The organism is Treponema sp. UBA7567, assembly GCF_002476655.1.
Lineage (GTDB): Bacteria > Spirochaetota > Spirochaetia > Treponematales > Treponemataceae > Treponema_D.
The window spans coordinates 719-25,253 of record NZ_DLLH01000071.1; the positions used below are offsets into that span (position 1 = coordinate 719).

Sequence of the window (24,535 nt, forward strand, 5' to 3'; positions counted from 1 at the left end):
AAACTGAAGTTTTAATCTTGACTTTTTATAGGAGATTAAAATGAACGAAAAAATCGAAAACAGCACCATAAACAGTGCTCTCTTCACCGACTTTTATGAATTGACAATGGCCCAAGGCTACTGGAAAAACGACATGAATCAGGATGTTGTTTTTGACATGTTTTTCAGAAGACAGCCATTTAACGGCGGTTTTTCAATTTTTGCCGGCCTTGATACGCTTTTAGACGCAATCACAGATTTTACTTTTAGTCCAAGCGATATTGAATTTTTAAGGCAACAGAAGATTTTTGAGCCGGGTTTTCTCGAATACCTGAAAACTTTCCGTTTTAGAGGCGACGTTTACGCCTTTAGAGAAGGCTCGGTTATATTTCCTCAGGAGCCGATTGTCAGAATCCACGCAAAACTGATTGAAGCGCAGATTGTCGAGGCTTTGGTTTTGAACCACATAAATTTCCAGAGCCTTATTGCGACAAAAACAGCAAGAATCTGGCTTGCAAGCAAAAAAGGCTCAATAATGGAATTTGGCTTAAGACGCGCACAAGGACCAGACGGCGGAATGAGCGCAACGCGCGCAAGTTTTATCGGCGGAGCAGCCGGAACGTCAAACACTCTGGCAGGAAAACTCTACGATATTCCGGTAATGGGAACAATGGCTCATTCCTGGATTATGGCCTTCCCTTCTGAACTTGAAGCGTTCGAAGCGTACGCAAAGCTCTATCCTCAAAAGGCAATTTTCTTAATCGACACCTACGACACTCTCCGCTCCGGCATAAAAAATGCAATCAAAGCAGGGGCAAAGCTCGTAGAGAAAGGCTACAACTTCGGCGTCAGGCTTGATTCTGGAGATATTTCCTATCTTACGGCAGAAGTCCGCAAAGAACTGGACAAGGCAGGATTTCCGCAGGCAACAATCACAGTTTCAAACGAGCTTACAGAAGAAATTGTCGAGACTCTTGTTCAGCAAAACACACCAATCAACAGCTGGGGCGTTGGAACCCACATGGTGACTGGAGGAAACGAGGCCAGCTTTACAGGCGTTTACAAGCTGGCGGCAAGATTTGACAAGACCTCCGGCAAGAATATTCCTGCAATGAAATTTTCAGACAATCCTGAAAAAAACACAAATCCTGGAATAAAAAATGTATACCGTCTGTATGATGACGAAGGCAATGCAAAGGCCGACATAATCGCAACAGAAGACGAAAAAATCGAAGCAGGAAAAGAATACCGCTACTACCATCCGATGATTGACTACCGCCAGTTTACATTTAAGGCGGCAAAAACTGAGGCTCTTTTGCACAAAGTTGTAGAAAACGGCAACAGGATTGAAGAAAAACAGCCTGCTGGAAAAGTAATCCGTCTTGCACACGAAACAGCACAGCAGCAGCTCGAAACTCTGGATGCTTCTTACAAGCGTATTTTAAATCCGCATATTTACAAAGTAAGCCTGACAGAAGCAATGAAAAATCTAAAGATGGATTTTATTGAAAAAAGAATAAAATAGTCAAAATCAATCCACGGTCAAAACAAGCAAAAAGTTTTACGATCGTGGATTTTTTTGTCTTTTGAAAAAAAACAAAAAAAATTAAAAAATTTTAAAAAATGCTATTGACGTAAATAATTCGTTTTGCTAATATAAATACATCACGCGGGCATAGCGAAGTTGGTTATCGCGCTGGCCTGTCACGCCGGAGATCGCGGGTTCGAGCCCCGCTGCTCGCGTCAAAAACCTTCCTCGGTGAGGAAGGTTTTTTTATTAAAATTAAAAAAATCGGGTATTAGCGCAGCTGGTAGCGCACTAGCTTCGGGAGTTAGGGGTCGGCGGTTCGAATCCGCCATACCCGATATTAAAAAATCTGTCGTCCTGGCAGATTTTTTTTTGCATTTTTTTATTTGGCGCCGGATGGCAGCGGACACGCGGAAGCGTGTGTGTGCAAACACCGGAAGCGCGTAAGACGCTGTAGCCGCGGACAGCCGTTTTTACAAAAAAAATTTGCATAACCGACAAGTGTTTTTTTTTAGGAAAGTTGTGCGCCCCATTATAAATAAAAAATTCTTCAGTTTTTTTTGAAAAAGTCGAAAATCTTAAAGACTGGTAAGACAATTTTGGAGAGGTTGTCTATGGAAATCTGCTTTTTGACTCGTGAAAAGAATGTTTGCCGCCTTATTATGGAAAGGCTTGAGAATTCTGGCTGCCGTTGCTATCTGCAGGACGACTGGAGCTTGCTGTACAAGAACATTCAAGATTTTAACTGTCAGATTGATATGATTGTCTGCGATTTTACTCTTATAAGCGGCTGCTGCTTTAATCTTTTTGAATCGATTTTTGAAATGGGGAAAAAAATTCCCATAATTTATTACAATGACCCTTCTTCCCCAGACGACGAACGGGTAAACCACTGGATAAGCCAAAATGAGCTTTATTACCAGTTTAATTTTCCTCAAAACTGCATTTCGACGCTCAAAAAATTAAACGAAATAATCTGCGATCCGAGCGTAAAACGGCATATTTCGCTTTTGCAGCCGGCAATTCCGGTCGGGTGGGAAAAACTTAGAGGCGGCGAAACTCAGCGCGAAATTAACCTTCTTGATTTTAGGTTCAGGAACAATCTTTCGCCTGCTCTTTTTCAGCTTTTTGAATATATGTACAAAAACAGGACAAAAGACATGAGCTTGTCCGAACTAGAAAAAGTTCTGTTTAGAAACAAAAAGGATTTTTTTGACCATAAATCGTCTGTCTACTCATATATTTCAAGATTAAAAAACCAGATTGAAACTGATTCCGCAACAAAAATAAAAATTTTCCGCTCAAGCCGGGGCTGCTACAGGATGGTCGTTTATTAAAAAAATAAGCAGGTTCAATTTCGAGTTTTAAATTTTACTGTCATTATCGGGCGCATACGTATATAAGAAAGAAAAAACCGTCAATTGACAGCACCACGCTCTGAATGATAAAATTAAGTTACTGTTTTTTAAAAAAGTTTATGTTTTTTTGAGCAAGGCTTTTTTAAATACTCGAAAAAATAGTAAAAAAAGGACGTTTTTATCATGAAAAAAACAATGCTTTTCATTGGCTCTATAATCATTTTGATTTTATCTGCCATCACTTTTATTTTTATTCCAGCAATGGCAGAAGGAGCAGGCCAGGCTCCTCTCGTTTTTGGAAAATACGGAAACAAAAAAATTGAATACAAAGAGGGAAGCGAATTTGCAAATGCTGTTGCAAATTACACCGAAATGTACAGAAGACAGGGAGTTGATTTAAAAGATTCTGACTACTACACAATTTATAATTACGCTTTTGTTTCGGCTGTCCAGGCTATCGCTTATGCAGACAACGTAAAAAAATCAGGCTGGGAACCTTCAAAAGAAAGCGTGGCTCGCCAGATGTACCAGTATTTTACCGATGAAAAAGGCAACTATTCTCCAGAAATCTATAACAGCTACAGCGCAGATGACAAAAGCAGGCTGCAGCAGGATCTTACACGCGGCTTAATCTGGAACAGATGCGGCGAAGACTATTTGGGAACTCAATCTAAATATGCAGGCCATACTCTTTACGGCTTAAAATCTTCTGACGCAGAAAAAGAATTTTTTGAAAAAATGGCTTCAGAAAAACGTTCTTTTGACCTTGCAGTTTTTGACAAAAAAGATTATCCAGAATCTCAGATAAAAGCTTTTGGCGCAGAAAATAAAGACAAATTCACAAAATACAATTTTTCTGTAATCACAGTAAAAGACCAGTCAAAGGCAAAATCAATCTTGAACCAGCTCACAAAAGAAGAAATCACATTTTCTGATGCTGTATCTGAATATTCTGACAAGGCATATTCTGGAGCAGACGGAAAACTTTCTTCAAATTATGGTTATCAGATTCAGAATATTGTTACAAAAAAAGACGACGGAAAGGCGCTTTTTGCCCTCGAATTGAACCAGACCAGCGGAGTTATCGAAACTTCTGCCGGATATTCGATTTTCCATAACGATTTGATTAAAACTGAACCGGACTTTGCAGATTCAACCGTTATTGCTGCAGTTCGCTCTTACATCAACGAAAACGAAACTTCTTTAATCGAAAGCTATTTTATCGAAAAAGCAAAGGCTGTTGCTTCCGACGCTGAAAAGAAAGGTTTTGAAGCAGCCGGCAAGTCTAATGGTGCAAAATTTGTAAAAGTTCCAGCTTTTGCGCTCAACTACGCAAACGACTCAATGCTCGGCTCTCTTCCAGAAGAATTTACTTCAATTTCCGGCGCTTCTACAAACGAGAATCTTTTGAAAAAGGCATTTGCCCTCAAAAACGGAGATATTTCTGAACCAGTTGTTGCAGGAGATTCAATTCTTGTGATAAAAGCTGCTGGTACTCAGAAAGACAATTTGACAGATTCGAAAAAAGAAGAAATTGCGGGCGCAGTTACTTCTATCGATTCTTATTCGCTCCAGATGGCGCTGCTTTCTAGCGACAAAGTAAAGAATGATGTTGCAAATGTTTTCTTTACAAAAATGATGAAAAACTAAATAAAATTGAACAATTTGCAATCCGGTAAGATTGAAACTGAAGAGCCCTGTCTGGTAAAAGCCGGTCAGGGCTTTTCTGTTTTATACAAGAACAGATTTCTTTACTCAAAATACTCTCCTCAAAAGGCAATTGAGCAGACCGTAGCTAATCTGGATATTCTGCCACAAACGCTCATTCTTTGCTTTTCTCCATGCCTGTGGTACGGCTTAAAAGAGCTTTTGACTAAGATTCCAAAAGATTCGCTTATTCTCGGAATAGAAGCGGACAAAAAACTGTTTGAACTGGCAGAAAAAAAATTAAACGAAATAAAAAAAAGCTGTCATCAGGATTCTAAAAAAATTTTGCTAACCTCGCCTTCAAAAATAGAAGCGCTTATAAAAACTCTGCCGCATTTTAGGCGGACGGTTTCGATTGAAATGAGCGGAGGAACTTTTTTTTACAAAACATTATATTCGCAGACCGCGCTTTTTTCTCAAAATTTTATTGCTTCCTTTTGGAAAAATCGGATCACTCTCGTAAAAATGGGCAGGCTTTTTTGTAAAAATTTCTTTAGAAATCTAAGAGAAATTCCCGCAGAGCAAAGCATTCCTCATTGCTCGCCATTTTTTTTAAGACCGTTTATTGTCTTTGGAGCCGGCGAAAGCACAGAAACTTTTCTATTAAGCGTTTCAAAAAAAACACTGCAAAAATGCACTGTTCTTGCGGTTGATGCTGCGCTTCCAGTTCTTTTAAAACACAAAATTCAGCCAGACTTTATAATTGCAGTCGAATCCCAGCTTGCAATCGAAAAAGCATATATCGGAGCAAATAAGACAAAGGCTGCAATAATAAGCGATTTGGCCTCAAGACCGGCAGTTCTCCGCCATACAAAGGGGCGGCATCTGTATTTTTATTCGGAATTTTCGGAAAGTGAATTTTTAAAAAGCGCGGAATCAAAGGGCATTCTTCCTGCAAAAATTCCACCGCTCGGTTCAGTTGGACTTACGGCGGTCTATCTTGCACTTTTTATGCGCTTTGATTCAAATGTGCCGGTTTTTGTTACAGGACTCGATTTTTCGTACAGTCTTGGCTTTACACACGCAAGAGGCGCTCCTGCCCACACGGCAAGACTTATTTCTTCAAACCGCTTTAAGCCTGTCGAAAACTACGATGCCGCTTTTAAGGCAGACGCAAAAACTGTCCCAGGAAAAAACGGAACCGTAATAACGGACACCGCGCTAAAAAACTACGCTGCGCTATTTGTAAATTATTTTAAGGATTCAAAAAAACTCTATGATGCAGGATTTTCCGGCTTAAATTTAAGCCTTCCGTCTGTGACCACAGAACAAATCGAAAACTTCTGCCAGCCGCTCGGTCAAAAAAAAGAAGGCGAATTTGACGCTCTGTACGAGCAGAACAAAAAAAACAGCTCAAGCTCCGACATCAAAATCAAAACAAAAACATATCTTTTAGAAGAAAAAAATGCGCTTTTGAGAATAAAAGAGTTGCTTTCAAAAGGCGAAAAAGCAGCTCCGGCTCCAACACCAAACCTGCGCGCTGAAATAGAAAATCTTCTATCAAAAAGAGAATATCTTTATCTGCACTTTCCAGATGGATACAGGTTTGAAGCCGGCAATTTGAGTTTTTTAAAAAGAATCAGCAACGAAATCGACTTTTTTCTAAAAAACTTTGAAAACCTATAAAAAACTAGTCTTCTTTTTCTTTTAGAACAGCAAGGAACGCGCTCTGTGGAAGCTCAACGTTTCCAACCATCTTCATGCGTTTTTTACCTTCTTTCTGTTTTTCGAGAAGCTTGCGTTTTCGTGTAATGTCGCCGCCGTAACACTTGGCAAGAACATCTTTTCGCACAGGATTTACAGTTTCACGGGCAATAATCTGACTTCCGATTGCTCCTTGAATAGCAATTTTAAACTGCTGGCGAGAGATTTCGTCTTTTAAGCGTTCGCACACTTTTTTTGCACGGGCAACGGCGCCAGGGCGATAAGCAAGGAAAGACAGGGCATCCACAGGCTTTGAATTTATCAAAATATCAACTTTTACAAGGTCTGTCGGACGATATTCAATTACTTCGTAGTCAAAACTTGCGTACCCGCGGCTGTAACTTTTGAGCCTGTCATAAAAGTCAAAAAGCACTTCAGAAAGCGGCATTTCGTAAATCAACTCAACGCGTTTTTCGTCAAGATAAGTCATATTTTTTTGAATTCCGCGTTTTTCAGTGCAAAGATTCATAATTGAACCGATAAATTCTGACGGAGTGATAATTGAAGCTCTGATGTAAGGTTCTCTCGCTTCTTTTATTTTTGTTTCCGGGAATTCAGTCGGATTGTCAACAACTATTTCCGTGCCGTTCGTAAGAGTACAATTATATTCTACTGAAGGTGATGTAAAAATAACTGCCTGATCATAATCGCGTTCAAGACGTTCCTGAATAATTTCAAGATGCAAAAGACCGAGGAAGCCGCATCTAAAACCGTTTCCAAGAGCAATGGAATTGTCTTTGTCGTAAGTAAGGCTCGCATCGTTGAGCTTTAATTTTTCCATGCTGTCTTTAAGTTCTTCGTAATCATTAGAATCCATCGGATAAATAGAAGAAAATACAACAGGCTTAACTTCTTTAAATCCTGGCAAAGGCCTATCCGCCGGATTATCTGCAAGAGTTACAGTATCGCCAACGCGGACATCGCTTACAGTTTTACATCCTGCAATAATATAGCCGACATCACCTGCTTCAAGATATGGTTTTTCTTCATAATTTATTTTAAAAATTCCAATTTGTTCAACTTTATAGTCAGTACCATTGGACATAAAGCGGATTATATCGCCTTTTTTAATCCGGCCTTCTTTTACGCGGATGTGAATTATAACTCCACGATATTCATCATAATGGCAATCAAAAATAAGAGCCTGAGCTTTTCCTTCTGGATTGCCAGACGGAGGAGGAAATTTAGAAACAATGGCTTCCATTAAATTGTCAATTCCTTCGCCAGTTTTTGCACTTACCAAAACCGCATCTTCCGGATCAAGCCCAAGGTCGTGTTCAATCTGTTTTTTTACCGAAGGAATATCGGCAGACGGAAGATCAATTTTGTTTATGACAGGAACAATAGTCAAATCGTGCTCCATTGCCATAAAAAGGTTGGACATTGTTTGACTTTCAACCCCCTGACTAGCATCAACCAAAATCAGAGCGCCTTCGCAGGAAGCAATCGCCCGGGAAACTTCGTAAGAAAAATCGACATGTCCAGGAGTGTCGACAAAGTTAAGCTCATAGTCGTTTCCGTCTTTTGAATGATATGGAATTGTAACCGCCTGGCTTTTTATCGTAATTCCGCGTTCACGCTCAATATCCATATTGTCGAGAATTTGGTTTGTCATCAAACGGTCGTCAATGATTTTTGATTTTTGAATAAGACGGTCAGAAAGAGTTGATTTGCCGTGGTCAATATGTGCAACAATACAAAAATTGCGTTTATATTTCATTTCTGTCATAGAGTGCCAATTTTATTAGAAATAGTTAGGACTGTCTAGCGGAGCCGCGATTCCTACACTTATATCTAAATATCCTTTTTTTCTATTTTTTGCATATACTTCCGTATACAAAGTTGTATTTTCTTTATCAAAATTTATGTTTTTTACTTCGACAGGATCGTTTTCCGAAAAACCAGATTCGTCCGCAATCGAGCCTTTTACGACCGATTCAATCTGGTACTTTTTGCGTCCCTCAGAAAGCGGAGTGAGCTTCATGCCAAAAATTGCTGTAAAAGAGCTTGAAATTACATCATTTTTATAAAAAGTATAGCCAGGGTTTAACGGCCTTGAAGAAACAAAAACTCTAACTTCATTTTCTACCGAATCTTCGCCCCGGAGATATTTCACTTTGATTATAAATCCAGCAGAAATTCCAAGCATTTTTTTTTGCAAGTCTTCAAGATTTTTTATTTTTGAGTCTTCAATCGAAGTAATCAAGTCACCAGCCTTTAGACCTGCCCGGTGCGCATTTCCACCCGGCATTACATAATTCAATTCAACGCCCAAATCTCTGCCGCCAGCTCTTTTTGTGCGTCCGTTCGCTTCTAGCCAGCTGTGGTCATATTTTCCGCCATTCAACAAGACAGGAAGTTCCGAAATTAAGTACTCGACAGGGATTGCAAAATTTAGTCCAGAATACTGAAGCATTCCTGCAAAAACAATCGCCTGAACATTTCCATTTTCGTCAACACAAGGTCCGCCGCTGTTTCCTGAATTAATGGCAGCATCAATCTGCATAACTGGTCCTGCGCTAAAAAGAGAACGGTCGTTCGCGCTTACAATGCCGCTTGTCAAAGTGCGGTCAAGTCCAATCGGAGAACCAATACAATAAACCTTATCGCCAACCTCAAGACTTCCGCTCGAACCAAGATTAAACACATAAGGAGCGTCAATTTCGGCTTTTAGCACAGCAAGGTCAACGCTGCTGTCCCAGCCAACAACTTTTGCTGGAACACGGGTTTCTGAATCTTCGGCAAGTTTTACATATAACCGCGCATAACCTTCATATTTTGGATTTACGAGATCCACAATTACGTGATGGTTTGTTACAATATATCCATCTTTAGAAATAAAAAATCCCGAACCGATTACACGGTCAGCGTACCCCATTCCGTTTTCAACTTTAATTCCCTTGTCAACCCAGACAGTTACTGTTCCTTTTATCAGTTCTGAAACTTTTTTTCCAGAATTTTTATCTGAACCAAAAGATTTTAATGCTTCCAGGCAGAGAGAATCCAATTCATCGGTATTTTTTTCAAGTTTTTTGTTTTGTGCTCCGCCAAGATATTCCAAAGCATAACACAACCTTCTAGCTTCCAGCCATTTTTTTTCTTCAAGAGCCTTTTTATATTCAGCAAAAACGTTTTCTTCACATTTTTCGAGAGTTTTCTGGTCTTTTAGCAAAAAAGCGCGCCAATAGGCCTGAACACAGTCAGTTTCGCCAATTTCTTCAATTCTTTTTATTTCTTCTTTTTTTACATCTTCAATTGTGTAATCTGGCAATTCAAAACTTTCTGAAAGTTCGGTTGATTTACAGCCGTTTATGCATATTAAAAGCAAAGAACAGCCAAGGGCCGCAACAATTTTTTTTCTCAATTCACTTTTCTTCATTTTCTTCATCTTTTCTAATTTTATTTTTCGGACAAACCTCGTTCTTTTGTAGAATTCGGATTATCCGGTATAATTTGCGCAAAAATATACAGTCCGTTTTTTACGGCGAACATTCTTTTTGAGTCATTTTCTACGATAATATAAACACTTTTGTCTTCGTTTTGGTTAAATGTTTTTAAAATTTTTTCCGCATCGCCTTTAGAACCAGCATTTTCAATCCAGAAAACTTCGGAAACAGAATCTTTTATTACATTCAATTTTTTTTCACTTTCAAGAATGACGGCAGGTTTTCCATTTTTTATGATTACAGTAACTGGAACTTTAGACCAAGGCCTGTAAAAAGTGGATTTTTCAACCAAAGAACCGTCTTTTTCTGCTGGACATTTTTCGTAACGAACGTCCCACTTTCCGTCTCCATCCAAATCCCACAAAGAAATTTTTCCTTCTCCGCCGGTGTATTCTTCTGTGTAGTCAGCAATTGTGTCGCCGTTCATATCAATCTGAATCATCTTTACAGGCGCACTCAAGGCTTTTGCCAAAAAGTTAACCTGCCCGTCTTCCAGTTCAGTTTTTTCGTTATTTTGAATTTCAGCCCCGTAAGTTTCCGTAAGTTCAAAAAAACCGTCATTATCCATGTCGACCGTGCGGGTTTCTGGAATACCATCTTTAAACTGCATCTGCGCATACATTTTTTGATTTTCGTAATAACGGGCAAACACTGGCTTTCCATCGAGAAGATTAAAGACAACTACGGCATTTTCGCGTTCAGAACAAGGAATCGAACAATTAGAAGAAGAATCGATCAGTTTTTGAACTGAAACATTTTCAACTTTTTCCAAAACAAAAGGAATAAAAAAATCCGTTCCAGTCTGTTTTTTTATATTTTCATCCGCGGCAATCGAAAAAGGCGTCCAAGAAAGAGTTTGCGGCACAAGAAAGAAGGAATATTCGCTTCTGTCTTCGCATTTGTAAATGGCGCTGACAACAGCAGGCCAGTTTCCGTATTCAATTTCAATCGATTTTTCCGGAATATGAAGCTTTACAGGTTCTCCAAAATCGCAGACAGCGCTCCAATCGGGCATTTCGTCCTGATTTTCGTCATATGTGATTTTTTGAGGACGGCCGCGCGAATATTCAATTTTAAGGTTAAAATCCAAATCGCCGTCAGTATCTTTGTAAATCGTTCCAGAATATTGATTTAAATATTCACCAAGTTCCTGCCTGGATTCTTCTTTTTTTAGAGATGAAACAAATTCCTGCAAAACCGCAAAATCAATTTCTTTGTCGGCAAAAGAATAAAAATAGTCCAAGGCCTTTTCTTCCGGCAAAAGTTCAACGCCTTCTTCAAGAGAAGCGATTAAATACAAAGGCGAACGCTGATTCTTCGCGTTAAATGATTTTAGCCGCCGGATTTTGCTTTCACCAGTGGAAAAAACAGCAAGATAAATTTCAAGCTCCGCAGAAAGCGAAGTTTTTTTGTAAAGAAGATTTATAAAACTGTCGGCAAGTTTTGAATTTTTTTCGTTTCTGCCGCCAAGCGCATATTCGTGCTCAAAAAAAAGTTTTGGAAACCGAAGATCATCAGGATAAATTCTTCTTGCAGAATCAATTTTATTTCTTGCTTTTTCAAGAAACATTTCTGTTCCAAGGTTATAAAAAATTTTAGAACGGATAAATTCGGCATCTGCTGAATATAAAAATTGCTCACCATCCAAAACTTCAAGAGCCTGCTCAAATTTTCTAGTTGAGCACAAAATGTCGGCATAAAGGATTCTTGCAGTTTCCTTGTTGTAATCGACCCAAAGCTCACAATCAAGGGCTTTTTCAATCAAAGGAAAAATTTGATATTTAGGAACATTTTGGGCGCTCTTTGCAACAGAACGCATATACCAAAGATCAGAAATAGAATCATCAAAGGCAAGACCAAGTTCTGCGCTCGAATCGGCGGCAGTCCAGTTTTTAGAAGCGGCATACTGCTCAGCAACCTTCAAATAACGAAGAGCCGTTTTTCTGTTTGCTTCACTGGCAGAAAGTCCCTGGGCATAAAGGCAAGTTGAACAAAAAAAAGAGAGGCAAAAAAATACAGCGCAAAAACTTTTTTTTAAAGACGAATTCATAACTATATTTTATCGTCTTTTAAATCAAAAAAAAAGTCCTTCCATTTTTATTGCAAACGGAAAGACTTTTTTATCAAGCAAAAAAAACTAGCGTGCTGGAGCTACTGTAATTACTTCAGCTTCTGCTGGAGTAAGAACTGTAACTTTGTCACCAAGGTCAATGTCTTTAACACGGAAAACATCGCCAATGTTGATTTTTGAAACGTCAATTACAACGCGAACAGGAAGATCTTTTGGAAGAGCCTTAACCTTGATTTCAGGAATATGCTTAACCATAAATCCGCCCTTGAGAACGCCGGCAGCAGTTCCCTTGTACTGCAATTTGAACTGACGTGTTACAGGCTTTTTGTTGCTTACAACAAAGAAATCTGCGTGAAGAACTGAATCTGTGATAATATCATATTCTGTATCGCGGATAAAAGCATCGTAATCTTTGCCTTCAAACTTAAGAGTAACAAGAGTTGTGGCAGTAATATTGCGCCAAACTTTGTTAAACTGAACTGAATCTACAGTAACAGATGTTGCTTTTCCTTCTTCGTCATAAATAACAGCCGGAATTTTTCCTGCTGCACGAAGAGCTTTTGCTGCTTTTTTACCTGTCTCGTTGCGTACAGATGCTTCAACTACAAACTGTTCCATTTTATAGAACTCCTCAATTTTGAGCGGTCTTCAAAACAATTATATAAAAGTTTTGCCAGCCCCTCTTAATTTTTATCGGACACATATCCGACAGTTCTGAAAGTATCTCAAAAACAGGCCAGAAAGTCAATATAATTTGCCGGGCGGCTTTTTGCAGGCAAAAACCAGGCTGTCCACACTTCCGGCTTTTGCCTCCATTCCTGCGCTGCGCTCAGGAACGCCTCCGCGGCGGTGTTCCCATCCTTGCCGCAAAACATCATACTTTTGCAGGAACTCCAGTCAAAACCATTCTGCATTCTCTTTCATGCCGGCTACGCTCGCTAAGCTGCCTTCCCTGGCAACTTTCGTAAAAACCGCTCCAAGCCTTCGCATTTTTTACGCCGCTCGCTCCGCTTCGAATCCTCAACCATTTTTGGACAAAAAAAATCTGGATTCCAAAAAAAACATTGAAATCCAGATTATATCATCTGCTGGGACGACAGGATTCGAACCTGTGGAATACCGGCACCAAAAGCCGGGGGCTTACCGCTTGCCGACGTCCCAAAAAATTGACTATAAAAAAACTAATCTTCGCCTTCGCCGGCTTCTTCTACTACGTGTCCGGCATTGTATTCGGCCAAGATTTTATCCTGCAAAGCCGCACGGAACTCAGGACTGATTGGATGTGCCACATCCTTGTATTCTCCGTTTGCCGTTCTTCGGCTTGGCATTGCAATAAAAAGACCTGTTTTGCCTTCGATAATTTTTACATTATGAACGACAAACACACCGTCAAAGGTTACTGTTACATAAGCTTTAAGCTTGCCTTCGGCCGTTACTTTTCTAATACGCAGTTCTGATACTTCCATATAAGTACTCCTCCGTTGCAAATAATTAAAAAGAAGGTTTTATGCAATTACACAGTTTGACCAACTTTTTTTTAACAATGAATAAGCATTTTCGGCACTTTGTTTTGTTTCAAAAACACCGAAAACTGTTGCTCCAGAACCAGACATATCCGCCCAAAGAGCACCACTGTTTTTTACATCCCGCAAGGCAAGGCCTATTTTTGGGTATTTTTGCAATAACGCAGAAGTAAAACTGTTTACAAAAGTCCAGTCTTTGACAGGGCTTCGATATATGGTTTCTAAATCTGCCAGATTCGGACAATCTAAAATACTGCCCGCCTCATATGTTTTATCAACAAGCGAATAAGCCTCTTTTGTAGAGCTATGAACGCCAGGAAAAACCAGTAAAAAGAACAAATCGTTCCGCGGTAAAATCTGCTTTACAAACTCTCCACGACCAGTAACGACAGCACAGCCACTTTTGTCCTGTTCCTCTCCGCTATGAAGAAAGAAAAAAACATCACTTCCAACCTGCGAAGCAACCTTGTCTGCAAGTTCACTGCTTAAATCAATTTTGTTGATTTTTGCCAAAACCTTTAAGAAGTAAGCCGCATCCGAAGAACCACCACCAAGTCCGCCTCCACTAGGAATGTGCTTTTCCAAAAAAACCTTTACACCAGTAGAACAGCCAGTTAAGGAACAAAAAGAGCTGTATGTTTTTGTCAGCGTATTTTCTGCAGGAAGACCGTTAAAACCAGGCGCAAAAACCGCGCAAGTATTTTTTTCCGGCAGTACAGAAACAGTAAGTTTGTCGTACAACCTGACAGTTTGAAAAATACTTTCGATATTATGAAATCCGTCTGCCCGCTTTGGAAGAACCTTTAAGCCAAGATTCACCTTTGCAGGAGCCAGAATTTGAATATCTGACATAACTTAATTTTATACGTTTTTTTTAGGCTCGTCAATTAAGTTTAAAAAAAATGATTTTGCGGTAACGATTGCAGCAGCGGCGCAGCCGTTCCGGAGCAAAGCGCAGGAATGAAGCGGCAGCGGAACTGCGGAAAGCGTGGCCTGCCGGAAGGCAGGAACCGCCCATAAAAAATAAAGAAATTTTCTAAAGATTTCAATTGACTGACTGGGCTGTAAAAATTTATGATATGGTACGCGTTGAGCGGGGGAAGGCAAAATGTTCACAAGTGACTCTTTCATTGACTCATTTTCGGGCTCTGGCTTTTCGTACTCAGACGAATACGACGAAGATTCGGCAGATTATGATGATTCTGCGATTTACGACGATGATTCTCTGAACGATTTTGAAGACGACGATATTTACGATGAGTCTTTTGATGATGATCTGGAGGAAGATGACGCTTTTGGCGAAGATTCCTCAATGGACAATAGCTTTAATGACGATTTTGAAGAAATGTAAGAATCGCTTTTAAGGTTATTTTAAGTTAAAACGGGAAGCAGGAAAATATGTCACACACACATATTCTCCGGCCTCCTTTTTTTTGCCAAATTCTGTTTACAAAAAAAACAAAATCCGGCAAGCCAAAATCGAGTTCTCAAAAACTTATGCGTTTTCTGACTGAGAGCCTTTTATAAAGTTTCCTGCGTGCCACAGTTTTTCCAGCTCGTAAAAATTGCGGGCATCTGCCGACATAAGATGCACAAGAACTGAGCCAATGTCGATTATGTTCCAGTCGTCACCGCCTGCTGTTTTTGTATGCGTAAGATGAATTTGCATATCATTTGCCTTTACGTAGTCTTTTATCTGCTTTGCAAGTCCCTGCCAATGTGCTGAACTATGAATTGTTGCAATTACAAAGAAATCTGCGCAACTTGTGAGTTTTGTAACTTCAATAACAGTAACATCGTCGGCTTTGCCGTCTTCAAGAATCTGCGCAAGTTCGAGCGCCTGTTGTTTTGCTGTTTTTTCTTCCATTCTATTTTCCTCCAGTATTTTTTACGTAGCGTCCGTCAAAGTCTTTTCCAAGAATAATCGTAAAATCGACGTTTGAACTGGTTTCGTATCCGTTATCATAGTTGTCTTCCGAGTCCGGTTTTATTTCTTCATCAACTATGTTTGTGCAGTGAATAAAATCGCCAAGGTTTTTTGCAATATCTGCGTTGCCTATGTGATTTATAATCTGCGTTTTTTCTATATCTTGGCGTTCCGCATTCAAAGTACTCAAAACATCATAGCCTGCGCTTTTTAGCAAGGCTGCCGTATTTCGTGCCAATCCCTGAACCAAAGTTCCGTTTTGAATTTCCAGCACGTAAATGCGGTTTACAGACATATCCTCCAAATCCACAAGAGCATTTGAAGCCTGTTTTACAACATCTTTTATGAGCTGACCATCGTAAAAAGGAAACAAAAGTTCTTTTCCATCGACCATTCGCCTTGAGCCAGTAATTGATTGAGGAATAAGGCGTTCATAATCGACATTTGAAATTTCTGAAAAAAACTTATGCAAGTCTTTTTCGCTTAAATTTGAACCTATTCGCTTTTGATAAGACGGAAAATTGTTTTTGTTGAGGAGAATTCTTGAATCGCGGTTTATTGCGCTCAAAAACGCAAGCATTACGTTCTGTCTTCTATCCGCAACTTCGGCTTCTGTTTCTTCAGGTTTTGAATAAGTTAGATAAGTATTGATTTTGCTTCCGTCAAGAGTTACAGATCCGCTCGGTAAAAGCCATCTCTCTCCGTCGTCTGTTTTTACATCGACTGGCTCAGGAACAAATACTTTCAGTCCGCCGAGCATATCAGTAAGTTCGCTGAAATTTGAAAGGCTCATTTCGAGATAAAACGGAACAGGCTGCCCGATCAGATTTTCAATTTCGGATTTAAAAACGTCAATTCCTTTTTCGGAGTAAATTGCATCAATTCGGTCTACACGTCCAAGGCTTTTAAAAATCGCGCCAGTGTTTCCCAAAATGTTTATCAACGCTCCACGTTTTGAAACCGGATAATAAATAAAAATGTCCGAAAAAAGAACCTGTTTTTTGTCTTCAAGAACGATGAGAGTTTTTATTACGCTGTCATTTTTCAAACTTTCATCGACAGTATCAACTTTTAGGGAAAACGCTATAAATGTCGTCACCGCAACAAGAATAACAAAAATCAAAACAAGAAAAAGACCGCCTTTATTTCCTCCGCTGCTGTGTCCCATTGATTTCATCTCTTTTCTCCCATAAAAAGTCAATTTTGTCTTTTGAACAAATTTTACGTTTTAATGCTTTAATTTTGCTTCAAGCTCAGCCTTAAGTTCGTAAGAAGGCTTTGCAACTTTTTTTCCGCGCTTTTCGAGATAGTCGATATTTTCCTTTAAAACGCAAAGTGTCAATTCGTCCAAAGATTTTGAAAAAAGATTTTTGCGGTATTCGTCAGTTGACTGAGGTCTCCCCGGTTCAATTTTGTCCGCCGCAAAAAGTATTTTTCCCAAATCAGAACTTCCTGCCGCCGCAAAAGTGTGATTTGCAATTGCAGAAACGACATTTCTGTCTTTTACTCCGAATTTTGTCTGAATCAAAACCGCCGCTGCCCTTCCATGCAAAAGCCCCGGTCTGTTCTGCTCAAGCAAAGAAACAGGTTTTTGGTCTTCCGAAACAAGCTTTAAAACTTCTTCGGTGGAAAATTCCTTGCACATATCATGCGCAATTCCTGCCAAATAGCCGATTTTTGGTTCCAATCCATAAAGAGCGCACATTTTTTCGGCAGTCTGGGCTGTCCGCACTGAATGCTCGTACCTTGATTCGGAAACCACTGTTTTTACATAGTCCTCAATTTTTAAAATAACCTGACTGAGCTCTTCGGGATTATTCAGATCCACCGTTTTTACAGCCATACAAACCTCGTTTTTTAATATATTCAAAAACGGCATCGCTTACAAGATAACGCCAAGCTTTGCCATTTTGAATGCAGTCTCGGATTTCTGAAGAAGAAATTTCAAGCTGCGGATTGTGCAGTTTTACATGCGGAAACTTAAAATCACTGACAGAAAATCCGTTTTTTTCAATTTTAAATTCGCCTATTGCCTTGTTCCAGCTTGTTCCAGCATCCTTTTTCAACTCATTTTCGCGCACGGCAAGAATTAGCTGGCATTTTTCGGCCAGAAGTTCTGCATTTTTCCAGTTTTCAAAATGAGACGCCAAGTCAAAACCAAAAATCAAGCCGATTTTATCCGTAAGCTGACCTGCATATTTTTTTTCAAGCGAGCAAACCGTGTCCCAAGTATAAGAAATTCCTTTTTTTCGAATTTCGTAACCTTCCGCTTCAAAACGCGAATCGCTTTTTACAGCAAGCTCTACCATTTTTAGGCGTTGTTCTGCTGGAGCGGCATCTGCCATTTCTTTGTGCGGCGGCAAAAAACACGGAACAAACAGGACCTTATCGTATCCAAGTTCCTGACAAACACAGTCGGCAAGAACAAGGTGTCCTATGTGAACCGGATTAAAACTTCCGCCAAGAACAGCTATTTTCAATTTTCGCTTCCTGGAAACTGAATTTCGGCATCTTCGTCAACCGAACGTGTGCTCATAAAATCAGGATTTATGCTAGTTCCTTCTTTTTTATTTGTAAGAAAAGAACCTGAACTTATACGAGTTCCATCCGAATTGAACTGTTCCGGCGCGCCATCAAGTTTTGTAACCAAATCAAGAATTGCAAACCGAATTTCATTCATTCCAAGGCGGGCTGCAACCGAAACCGCAAGAACTTTTGTGTCCTTTTCCGTCTTTTTAATCGTTTCTGCAATTTTTAAAGCGCGTTCTTTTGCACCTTCAAGGTCGATTTTATTGCAGAGAACAATATGCGGTTTTTTGAGCAAATCAGAAGAGAAACCTTCAAGCTCACGGCAAAGTGTTTCGTAAGCCCCAAAACAAGAATCATCCGAACAGTCAATCATAAAAAGAAGCCCGGCTGTACGGCTTATGTGCTTTAAGAATTGAATTCCAAGACCTTTTCCGTCAGAAGCGCCTTCGATAATTCCAGGAATATCCGCAATAATTACATCGCGTTCGTCGTTCGCCTGTAAAACTCCAAGATTCGGAATTTTTGTCGTAAACGGATAAGGCGCAATTTTTGGCCTGGCATTTGTAAAAGCATCCAAAAGCGTTGACTTTCCAGCATTTGGGAAACCGACAAGTCCAATGTCTGCCATAATGCTCAGTTCCAAACGAAGTTTTTTATATTCACCTTCCTGACCTTTATTTGCAATGCGAGGAGCCTGGTTTGTAGGAGTTTTAAAGTGGACATTTCCCCAGCCGCCATTTCCTCCGCGACAGGCGACAAAATTTTCTTCGCTTGATTCAACGGTAAATTCTTTTAAAAGCTCGTTTGTTTCATAATCCCTGATTGCAGTCCCCGGCGGAACAGCAATTTCTATATCTTCACCATCACGGCCGTACTTATTCCAGCCTTGACCGTCACCACCAGACTTTGCCCTAAAAAAATGCTTATAGCGAATATTCGCAAGAGTGCGCACATTTCTTTTGCAGATAAAAACTACATTGCCGCCATCTCCGCCATCTCCGCCATTAGGACCGCCTCTTGGAATATATTTTTCGCGTCTGAAAGAAATACAACCATTTCCGCCCTTTCCAGCCTGACATTCAATCACGGCTTCGTCAGCAAATAAATTCATGTGCATCTCCCAAAAAATTGTAAAAATCAATAAATACTAAAAAACCCGGATACAGAAAACTGAAATCCGGGCTTGATCAAGTTCATTTTTTATTAAACGTAATCTTTACAGCATTTTATACTGAAGTTTATTTTGCTTCCGCAACAACAACATTCGCATATTTTCTGTTGTTGCGCTCGTCAAACATAACTACACCGTCAGCTGTCGCAAACAAAGAATCATCACCAGCTTTTTTTACATTGTTTCCTGGAAAAATTTTTGTTCCACGCTGTTTAATAATAATAGAACCAGCTGTTACAGCCTGTCCACCATATACTTTAACGCCCAAGTGTTTTGGATTTGAATCGCGACCATTTTTTGCGCCGCTACCACCTTTACTGCGTCCCATAGTAAGCCTCCGCTCAAATTTTCAATTTAGTTTCCCGCTTCGGCAATTTCTTCAAAACTAATATTTTTTGAATATTCTTTTGAAAGCGAATTAAAACCAACTCTCAAAAAATCTGCCGTAAATTTTAAGCAGTTTTCTGTCTCCAGACCGCTTTTTTTTACTTCCACGCAAAAAGCGAGATTTCCGCGGGAAGATGTGTCAGCTTCTAAGGTAACATCTTTATTCCGTGAAAGAAACTGCATAGCCGTTTTGAGCAATATTGTAACCGCAGAACAAACTATGTCGCTTCCTTTCTTGGAAAAATCAGCATGTCCGTTAGCTTTGCATTTTTTTAACACGCCGTTTTTGCCGGTAAAAAGGGTTACTGCTGTCATAAGCTAAAATTAGCCCTGAATATTTTTTACACGAATATTTGTGTATTCCTGTCTGTGTCCGATAAGACGATGATAGTCTTTCTTAGCCTTGTACTTGTAAACAAGAACTTTCTTGTCGCGGAAGCTGTTTTCTACTTCTACTTCAATTTTTGCACCATTAACGTATGGAGTACCAACTTTTACTGCATCTCCATCGCTAACCAAAAGAACTGAATCAATCGTGATTTTAGCACCATCTTCAGCATCGATTTTATCTACCTGAATGAGTGCGTCTTTTTCAGCCTTGTACTGTTTACCTTTGTATTCAAAAAGTGCGTACATTAAATACCTCTTCTACGCCGCAAAGTGTAACGGAAACTCTAACGACTAATATAAAAATTATGAGTACTAGATTCTATCAAATTTTTTATAAATTGGTCAACAAGAAGCAAACTACAATTTATAATGGCTTGTGCTCAATGTATGGCCATCGTTATAAACATCGAACCAAATTTCTTTCTTAGAATTCAAATTAAGGGCATCATAGAATTCCTGAATATTCGAAACTTTTTTATCGTTTACGGCAGTAATAATATCCCCGTTTTGAATTCTCATAGCAGCCGCTGGAGATTTTTCCAAAACATTCATTACCGCAACACCCTTAACTTTTTTGTCCTCAAGATTGAGTTCCTTTTTTATCTCGTCAGACAAAGGAGCTGCGATAAAGCCTGGCCAAAGCTTTGTATTATCCTGAGTTATTTTGTCCGTGCGCTCTTCAATTTTTACAGAAAGCTCAACAATTTTGCCGTTTCTGATTACTTTGAAAACTGCTGTTTTGCCGGCAGGAAGATAGCCAACTTCGCGCATAAGTTCATTTTGATTTTTTATAGCCTTTCCGTTTACTTCAATAATAAAGTCTCCGGCCTGCATTCCACCTTTTTGTCCAGGAGAATCAAGGAAAACCTGAGAAGCAAGCGCGCCGTTTTTGCCAGCTACACCAAGTTCTTTTTTATAATCATCTTTTACGTCAAGAAGGCTTACACCAAGCCAGCCGTAAGTAATTTTTCCGTTTGAAATAAAATCTTCGATTGATTTTTTCAGAGAATTGATAGGAAGAGAAAAACCAAGCCCCTGACTTCCGCCGCTCGAAGAAGCAATCCAAGTGTTAATTCCAATAACTTCTCCATAAATATTTACGAGCGGGCCTCCAGAATTTCCCTGGTTAATTGCAGCATCAGTCTGAATAAAATCGTTCATATTTCCAATTTGATCGCCAGAGCGTCCTGTTGCACTTACAATTCCCTGGGTAACCGACTGACTGTATCCAAGAGGCGCGCCCATTGCAAGAACAATGTCTCCAACCTTTACATTGTCGCTGTCGCCAAGAGCCGCAACTACAATATTTGAATCTTTTTTTGCCTCAAAAGAAACAAGGGCAATATCCGAACGCTCATCTGCTCCAACAAGTTTTGCGTCAAATTTTTGTCCATCATTTAAATTGACAGTAATTTTTGTAGCCTTGCCTGCAACATGATTATTTGTAAGAACATAAACTGTATCTCCAGTACGGCGAACAATTACGCCAGAACCAAGCCCCTTTTGCTCGTATTCACGGGTACGGTCTTTTTTTTCAGAACCATTTGGATTTCCAAAGAACCAGAACGGAAAATCATCAAAAGGATTTGCCTGAGTAACAGTTGTTTTTTCTGTAACATCAATCTCAACGACAGAAGGAAGAACTCCGGCAGAAATTGAATTAAAAGAATTCTGCAAGGCTTCAATCACATTTAAACTGCCGGCTGGGATTGCAACTGCCGGCTTTGACTCAGCAAATACCGTATCGGCAGTTCCTTCAACTTTTATTTTGCTGCACGAAAAACTAACAGCTGCAAAAGCAAGAACTGCGGCAGAAACACCGCAAACTATTTTTGATGTAATATTTTTCATATTTTTAAGAACCTCCAAAAAAAACTATTTTTTTTTCGATATTGTCTATATACAAATATAATCAAAAAAAATCTGGATAGTTACAAAAAAACTAGCAAACAAGGTCGTCGCAAAGTGTAAGGATTTCCGTATGGTCTTCAAAAACAGCAACTGTATGCTCTTCGTGACAACTCCATTTTCCATCATTTGTAAGGACAGTCCAGCCGTCATCTGCCGTATGAACATCTGCCGTTCCCAAATTTATCATTGGTTCAATAGCAAGAACCATTCCCGGCTGAATTCTTGGATTCGGACCGCCCATCGGGCAATTTGGAATACTCGGATCTTCATGAACGCCAAGCCCTACTCCGTGTCCACAATAATCGTAAACAACTCCATATCCATATTTTCCGTTTGCGACATCGTTTACAGCATTTGAAATATCGCGAATTCTGTTTCCTGCAACACAGGCTTCGATTCCAGCGCGCAAGCTTTCTCTTGTCGCCTTTACAAGTTTTTTGTATTCGCTTTTTACATTTCCAACCTGAACAGTATGACAAGAATCAGAAATATAACCGTCAAGGTCAATTCCAATATCAAGAGAAACCAAATCTCCGTCGTGAATAATCTTCTTTCTTGAAGGAACACCGTGAATAACCTGTTCATTTACGCTGATGCAGGCTGCTCCTGCAAAATCTTCGGAATACCAGGCAGGAACGCCTCCGATTTTTTTGATAAATTTTACGACCAAATCATCAATGTCTTTAGTGCTCATTCCTGGTTCAACCTGAGGAACAACTTCTCTAAAAAGATCTGCAAGGGCATGACAACTTTTGCGAATTCCATCAATTTCTTTTTCATTCTTTAAGCGAATCATTATATTTTTCCTTCTTGTTGTTATTTTATTCTGACAGCTTCCTCTTCACAAATTCTGGCTGTCCGTTCATCTCCAATACGGCGATAAACAGAGGCCATCTTGTGCAAAAAAAACGAGTCATCACTATTTCCAAAATTTAACTCAAGAGCGCGTTCCCAGGCGTCAAGGCACAGTTCATCAGCAACATTTCCTTCAAGGCGGTATTTTAAGACAGTCCGCGCCAAATCCATCACTTCCGGAATAAAAAGCCTAAAATACGAAAAACTGTATTCCATTCGTATAATCTGCTCTAAAAGAACAAAGGCATCGTAATATTCTTCATGCAAGACAAGCTCTTCGCAAAGAATAAAACCGTAATCCATAAAATCTTCGCGAGTAAACCAGTCTGAAAGCTTAAAACGTGAATGACTTTTACAAGTTTCGACAAATTCGCGCACCGCATCTTCTTCGCGGGAATGTAAAAGGTCAAAAAATATCAGTTTTGCCAGGCTTTCTTCATCATTTCGCTGCAAAAGCCAGGTTCTATAATCAAAAGAATTGGAAGACCGGGTTGAATGAGAACGGTAACGATAAAAATAAGATTCGTCAAAAAGCGAACGCTTCCTTACATCAGATAAAATTTCGTATGCTTTAACAAGTTCACGAAAAGCCGCTTCATCTGCAAGATTTCCAGCAGTGTCAGGATGCAAAAGTTTTGCTTTTTTTCTATAGGCACGGCGAATTTCTGCGACAGTTGCGCCAGGCCGAACTCCCAAAATTTTATAACAGTCTTCCAAAGTTCTTCAATTATATTCACAATCAATTTTTTTTACAATTAAAGATTCTATTATAGAAAGATTAAAAAATATAAGGCCTAAAAAGTTCTTGTTCACCTTGCAAAAAAGCAAATTTAAAATAAAAAAGACTGCCAAAAAAGGCAGCCCTTATTTTACTTTGCCAAAGCTTTAAGAAGTTCGTGGTTTGTACGAATTCTCTTTGAATTTTTCTTGCTGTTAGCTCTGATAGTTTTATTCCAGCGGAGCGGTCTGATTCTTCTCGCAAGTCTCATAAAATACCTCGTTGAATGAATTTTTCGCCATTATATCAAAAAAAACAACAACACGACAAGTATAAAATTCTTTAAAGACCGATTTTTTCATCTGCTTGACAAAAAGAAACCTTGCATAGAAAATTAAAAAATGTTTTTTTATAGTAAAAAAGTTAAAAAATCTGTTATTTTTTTTATAGCAGCGTTACCATTTTTTTCGTGTTCGCTCAATTATGAAACTGAAAAGAATTCTGAAGAAACAGTTCCAGAATTCTTTTTTACAGGAGCGGTTTTTAACAGATACAAAGACAATAAAATTTCAATTCAACTTGAAGCAGACAAACTAGAGCAATACAAGGCGGACGGCTCTTCTTACGCTCAGTCTGCGCAGTTTAAAACTTACAGGGACGATGGAACCCTTGATACAGACGGATATTGCACTCTTCTTGCTTCCAGCACAAATGACGAAAAATATTCGCTTTTTGATGGAATTTCGATAAACGTTTACAGCCAGGATTTAAAAATCACCGCGCAGTCGTTGCATTTTAACGGCAAAACAGAACAGCTCACTTCCGGCCGAAACGAAAAAGTTACAATTTCTAGAAAAGGCACAACCGTAAGCGGAACAGGCTTTTCTGCAAGCGGAGTAAGCCGAAAATTCAACTTTGAAAGCCAGATTTCCGGTTCTGTAGTTGATAAAGAAGACGGAGACAAAGAATGAAAAAAATCATCTCGATAATCTTCTTTTTTGCTCCGGCACTGTTTTTTTGCGAAGAAATCACTTTTACGGCAGATTTTATGTCCGGAACGGCAGGCAGCAAAACTGACACGACAATCCTCGAAGGAAACGCAACAGTTCAGACTTCCAGCATGAACATAAGCGCCGACGCAATTGAACTTTCGGGCGAAGATTTTAGGTTCATTACGGCAACAGGAACGGTAAGCGGAAGCATAACAGAAAGCCAAATGGATTTTACCTGCGGAAAACTAAAATACGACAGGCAGACAAAAGTCGCCCAGCTTGAAGACGCAGTTCACCTTGTAGACATTGCAAATGAAGTGACTGCTGACGCTCAAATTA

The 24,535-nt window shown here is 39.5% G+C and carries 24 protein-coding genes and 3 tRNA genes; 9 read left to right on the top strand and 18 right to left on the bottom strand.

Annotated features, from left to right (window positions below; all coding sequences use genetic code 11):
- Positions 1 to 40: 40 nt before the first annotated feature.
- The 6 genes from B3Y13_RS08780 (at position 41) to B3Y13_RS08805 (ending at position 6,198) form a co-directional block, all read left to right on the top strand.
- Positions 41 to 1,504, top strand: a complete 1,464-nt coding sequence (locus B3Y13_RS08780) for a nicotinate phosphoribosyltransferase (RefSeq protein ID WP_296668047.1) — start codon at positions 41 to 43, stop codon at positions 1,502 to 1,504.
- Between the two features lie 144 nt (positions 1,505 to 1,648).
- Positions 1,649 to 1,722 (top strand) — tRNA-Asp (locus B3Y13_RS08785).
- 50 nt (positions 1,723 to 1,772) lie between these two features.
- Positions 1,773 to 1,845, top strand: a tRNA-Pro gene (locus tag B3Y13_RS08790).
- A 276-nt stretch (positions 1,846 to 2,121) separates the two neighbouring features.
- Positions 2,122 to 2,844 (top strand): hypothetical protein, encoded by a 723-nt coding sequence (locus tag B3Y13_RS08795; RefSeq protein ID WP_296694011.1) that lies wholly within the window; start codon positions 2,122 to 2,124, stop codon positions 2,842 to 2,844.
- A gap of 204 nt (positions 2,845 to 3,048) precedes the next feature.
- Entirely contained in the window at positions 3,049 to 4,515 is a 1,467-nt protein-coding gene (locus B3Y13_RS08800) for a peptidylprolyl isomerase (RefSeq protein ID WP_296694014.1), read from the top strand.
- Positions 4,516 to 4,530: 15 nt separating this feature from the next.
- On the top strand, positions 4,531 to 6,198 hold the full coding sequence (locus tag B3Y13_RS08805; protein ID WP_296694018.1) for a 6-hydroxymethylpterin diphosphokinase MptE-like protein: 1,668 nt from the start codon (positions 4,531 to 4,533) through the stop codon (positions 6,196 to 6,198).
- Positions 6,199 to 6,202: 4 nt separating this feature from the next.
- Here B3Y13_RS08805 and lepA read toward each other — a convergent pair whose 3' ends face one another.
- From lepA to ispE, 7 genes are all read right to left on the bottom strand, one after another.
- A complete protein-coding gene (gene lepA, locus B3Y13_RS08810; protein WP_296021103.1) occupies positions 6,203 to 8,005 on the bottom strand; it encodes a translation elongation factor 4 in 1,803 nt (600 codons plus the stop codon).
- Positions 8,006 to 8,020: 15 nt separating this feature from the next.
- The gene (locus tag B3Y13_RS08815; protein ID WP_296694020.1) at positions 8,021 to 9,664 is read right to left on the bottom strand and encodes a S1C family serine protease; all 1,644 of its coding nucleotides are present in this window, start codon (positions 9,662 to 9,664) and stop codon (positions 8,021 to 8,023) included.
- Positions 9,665 to 9,675: 11 nt separating this feature from the next.
- Positions 9,676 to 11,772 carry a hypothetical protein gene (locus tag B3Y13_RS08820; RefSeq protein WP_296694023.1) on the bottom strand — a complete coding sequence of 699 codons (2,097 nt, stop codon included), beginning with the start codon at positions 11,770 to 11,772 and terminating at the stop codon, positions 9,676 to 9,678.
- A gap of 87 nt (positions 11,773 to 11,859) precedes the next feature.
- Entirely contained in the window at positions 11,860 to 12,411 is a 552-nt protein-coding gene (locus B3Y13_RS08825; protein WP_296021124.1) for a 50S ribosomal protein L25, read from the bottom strand.
- Between the two features lie 470 nt (positions 12,412 to 12,881).
- Positions 12,882 to 12,954, bottom strand: a tRNA-Gln gene (locus B3Y13_RS08830).
- 20 nt (positions 12,955 to 12,974) lie between these two features.
- Positions 12,975 to 13,259 (bottom strand): septation regulator SpoVG, encoded by a 285-nt coding sequence (gene spoVG / locus B3Y13_RS08835; RefSeq protein ID WP_277292350.1) that lies wholly within the window; start codon positions 13,257 to 13,259, stop codon positions 12,975 to 12,977.
- A gap of 39 nt (positions 13,260 to 13,298) precedes the next feature.
- Positions 13,299 to 14,168, bottom strand: a complete 870-nt coding sequence (ispE, locus tag B3Y13_RS08840; protein ID WP_296668033.1) for a 4-(cytidine 5'-diphospho)-2-C-methyl-D-erythritol kinase — start codon at positions 14,166 to 14,168, stop codon at positions 13,299 to 13,301.
- Positions 14,169 to 14,424: 256 nt separating this feature from the next.
- On the opposite strand from ispE, the gene B3Y13_RS08845 reads away from it, so the two are divergent.
- Positions 14,425 to 14,667, top strand: a complete 243-nt coding sequence (locus B3Y13_RS08845; protein ID WP_296021171.1) for a hypothetical protein — start codon at positions 14,425 to 14,427, stop codon at positions 14,665 to 14,667.
- A 144-nt stretch (positions 14,668 to 14,811) separates the two neighbouring features.
- Here B3Y13_RS08845 and rsfS read toward each other — a convergent pair whose 3' ends face one another.
- The 11 genes from rsfS to B3Y13_RS08900 all read right to left on the bottom strand — a co-directional run bounded on the left by rsfS (position 14,812) and on the right by B3Y13_RS08900 (position 23,203).
- Positions 14,812 to 15,183: a ribosome silencing factor gene (gene rsfS, locus B3Y13_RS08850; RefSeq protein WP_296021179.1), complete on the bottom strand. Its 372-nt coding sequence runs from the start codon at positions 15,181 to 15,183 to the stop codon at positions 14,812 to 14,814.
- A gap of 1 nt (position 15,184) precedes the next feature.
- On the bottom strand, positions 15,185 to 16,420 hold the full coding sequence (locus B3Y13_RS08855) for an LCP family protein (RefSeq protein WP_296021188.1): 1,236 nt from the start codon (positions 16,418 to 16,420) through the stop codon (positions 15,185 to 15,187).
- Positions 16,421 to 16,471: 51 nt separating this feature from the next.
- Positions 16,472 to 17,086 (bottom strand): bis(5'-nucleosyl)-tetraphosphatase (symmetrical) YqeK, encoded by a 615-nt coding sequence (yqeK, locus tag B3Y13_RS08860; protein ID WP_296021197.1) that lies wholly within the window; start codon positions 17,084 to 17,086, stop codon positions 16,472 to 16,474.
- Positions 17,058 to 17,723 carry a nicotinate (nicotinamide) nucleotide adenylyltransferase gene (gene nadD, locus B3Y13_RS08865; protein WP_296668030.1) on the bottom strand — a complete coding sequence of 222 codons (666 nt, stop codon included), beginning with the start codon at positions 17,721 to 17,723 and terminating at the stop codon, positions 17,058 to 17,060. The genes yqeK and nadD overlap by 29 nt, the downstream gene beginning before the upstream one ends.
- Complete coding sequence (gene obgE / locus B3Y13_RS08870; protein WP_296668028.1) at positions 17,720 to 18,883, bottom strand: GTPase ObgE; 1,164 nt, start codon at positions 18,881 to 18,883, stop codon at positions 17,720 to 17,722. The genes nadD and obgE overlap by 4 nt, the downstream gene beginning before the upstream one ends.
- Before the next feature lie 127 nt (positions 18,884 to 19,010).
- Positions 19,011 to 19,271 carry a 50S ribosomal protein L27 gene (gene rpmA, locus B3Y13_RS08875; RefSeq protein WP_296021239.1) on the bottom strand — a complete coding sequence of 87 codons (261 nt, stop codon included), beginning with the start codon at positions 19,269 to 19,271 and terminating at the stop codon, positions 19,011 to 19,013.
- A 26-nt stretch (positions 19,272 to 19,297) separates the two neighbouring features.
- Entirely contained in the window at positions 19,298 to 19,645 is a 348-nt protein-coding gene (locus B3Y13_RS08880) for a ribosomal-processing cysteine protease Prp (protein WP_296694024.1), read from the bottom strand.
- A gap of 9 nt (positions 19,646 to 19,654) precedes the next feature.
- Positions 19,655 to 19,966 carry a 50S ribosomal protein L21 gene (gene rplU / locus B3Y13_RS08885; protein ID WP_296021260.1) on the bottom strand — a complete coding sequence of 104 codons (312 nt, stop codon included), beginning with the start codon at positions 19,964 to 19,966 and terminating at the stop codon, positions 19,655 to 19,657.
- A 111-nt stretch (positions 19,967 to 20,077) separates the two neighbouring features.
- The gene (locus tag B3Y13_RS08890; protein ID WP_296668024.1) at positions 20,078 to 21,571 is read right to left on the bottom strand and encodes a Do family serine endopeptidase; all 1,494 of its coding nucleotides are present in this window, start codon (positions 21,569 to 21,571) and stop codon (positions 20,078 to 20,080) included.
- Positions 21,572 to 21,662: 91 nt separating this feature from the next.
- Complete coding sequence (map, locus tag B3Y13_RS08895) at positions 21,663 to 22,427, bottom strand: type I methionyl aminopeptidase (RefSeq protein ID WP_296668020.1); 765 nt, start codon at positions 22,425 to 22,427, stop codon at positions 21,663 to 21,665.
- Positions 22,428 to 22,447: 20 nt separating this feature from the next.
- Positions 22,448 to 23,203, bottom strand: a complete 756-nt coding sequence (locus tag B3Y13_RS08900; RefSeq protein WP_296694028.1) for a J domain-containing protein — start codon at positions 23,201 to 23,203, stop codon at positions 22,448 to 22,450.
- 402 nt (positions 23,204 to 23,605) lie between these two features.
- On the opposite strand from B3Y13_RS08900, the gene lptC reads away from it, so the two are divergent.
- Together lptC and B3Y13_RS08910 are read left to right on the top strand one after the other, a co-directional pair.
- Entirely contained in the window at positions 23,606 to 24,175 is a 570-nt protein-coding gene (gene lptC / locus B3Y13_RS08905; RefSeq protein WP_296694030.1) for an LPS export ABC transporter periplasmic protein LptC, read from the top strand.
- Positions 24,172 to 24,535: LptA/OstA family protein (locus B3Y13_RS08910; protein ID WP_296694033.1), on the top strand; the 364-nt coding region annotated here is incomplete at its 3' end. The genes lptC and B3Y13_RS08910, both read left to right, overlap by 4 nt.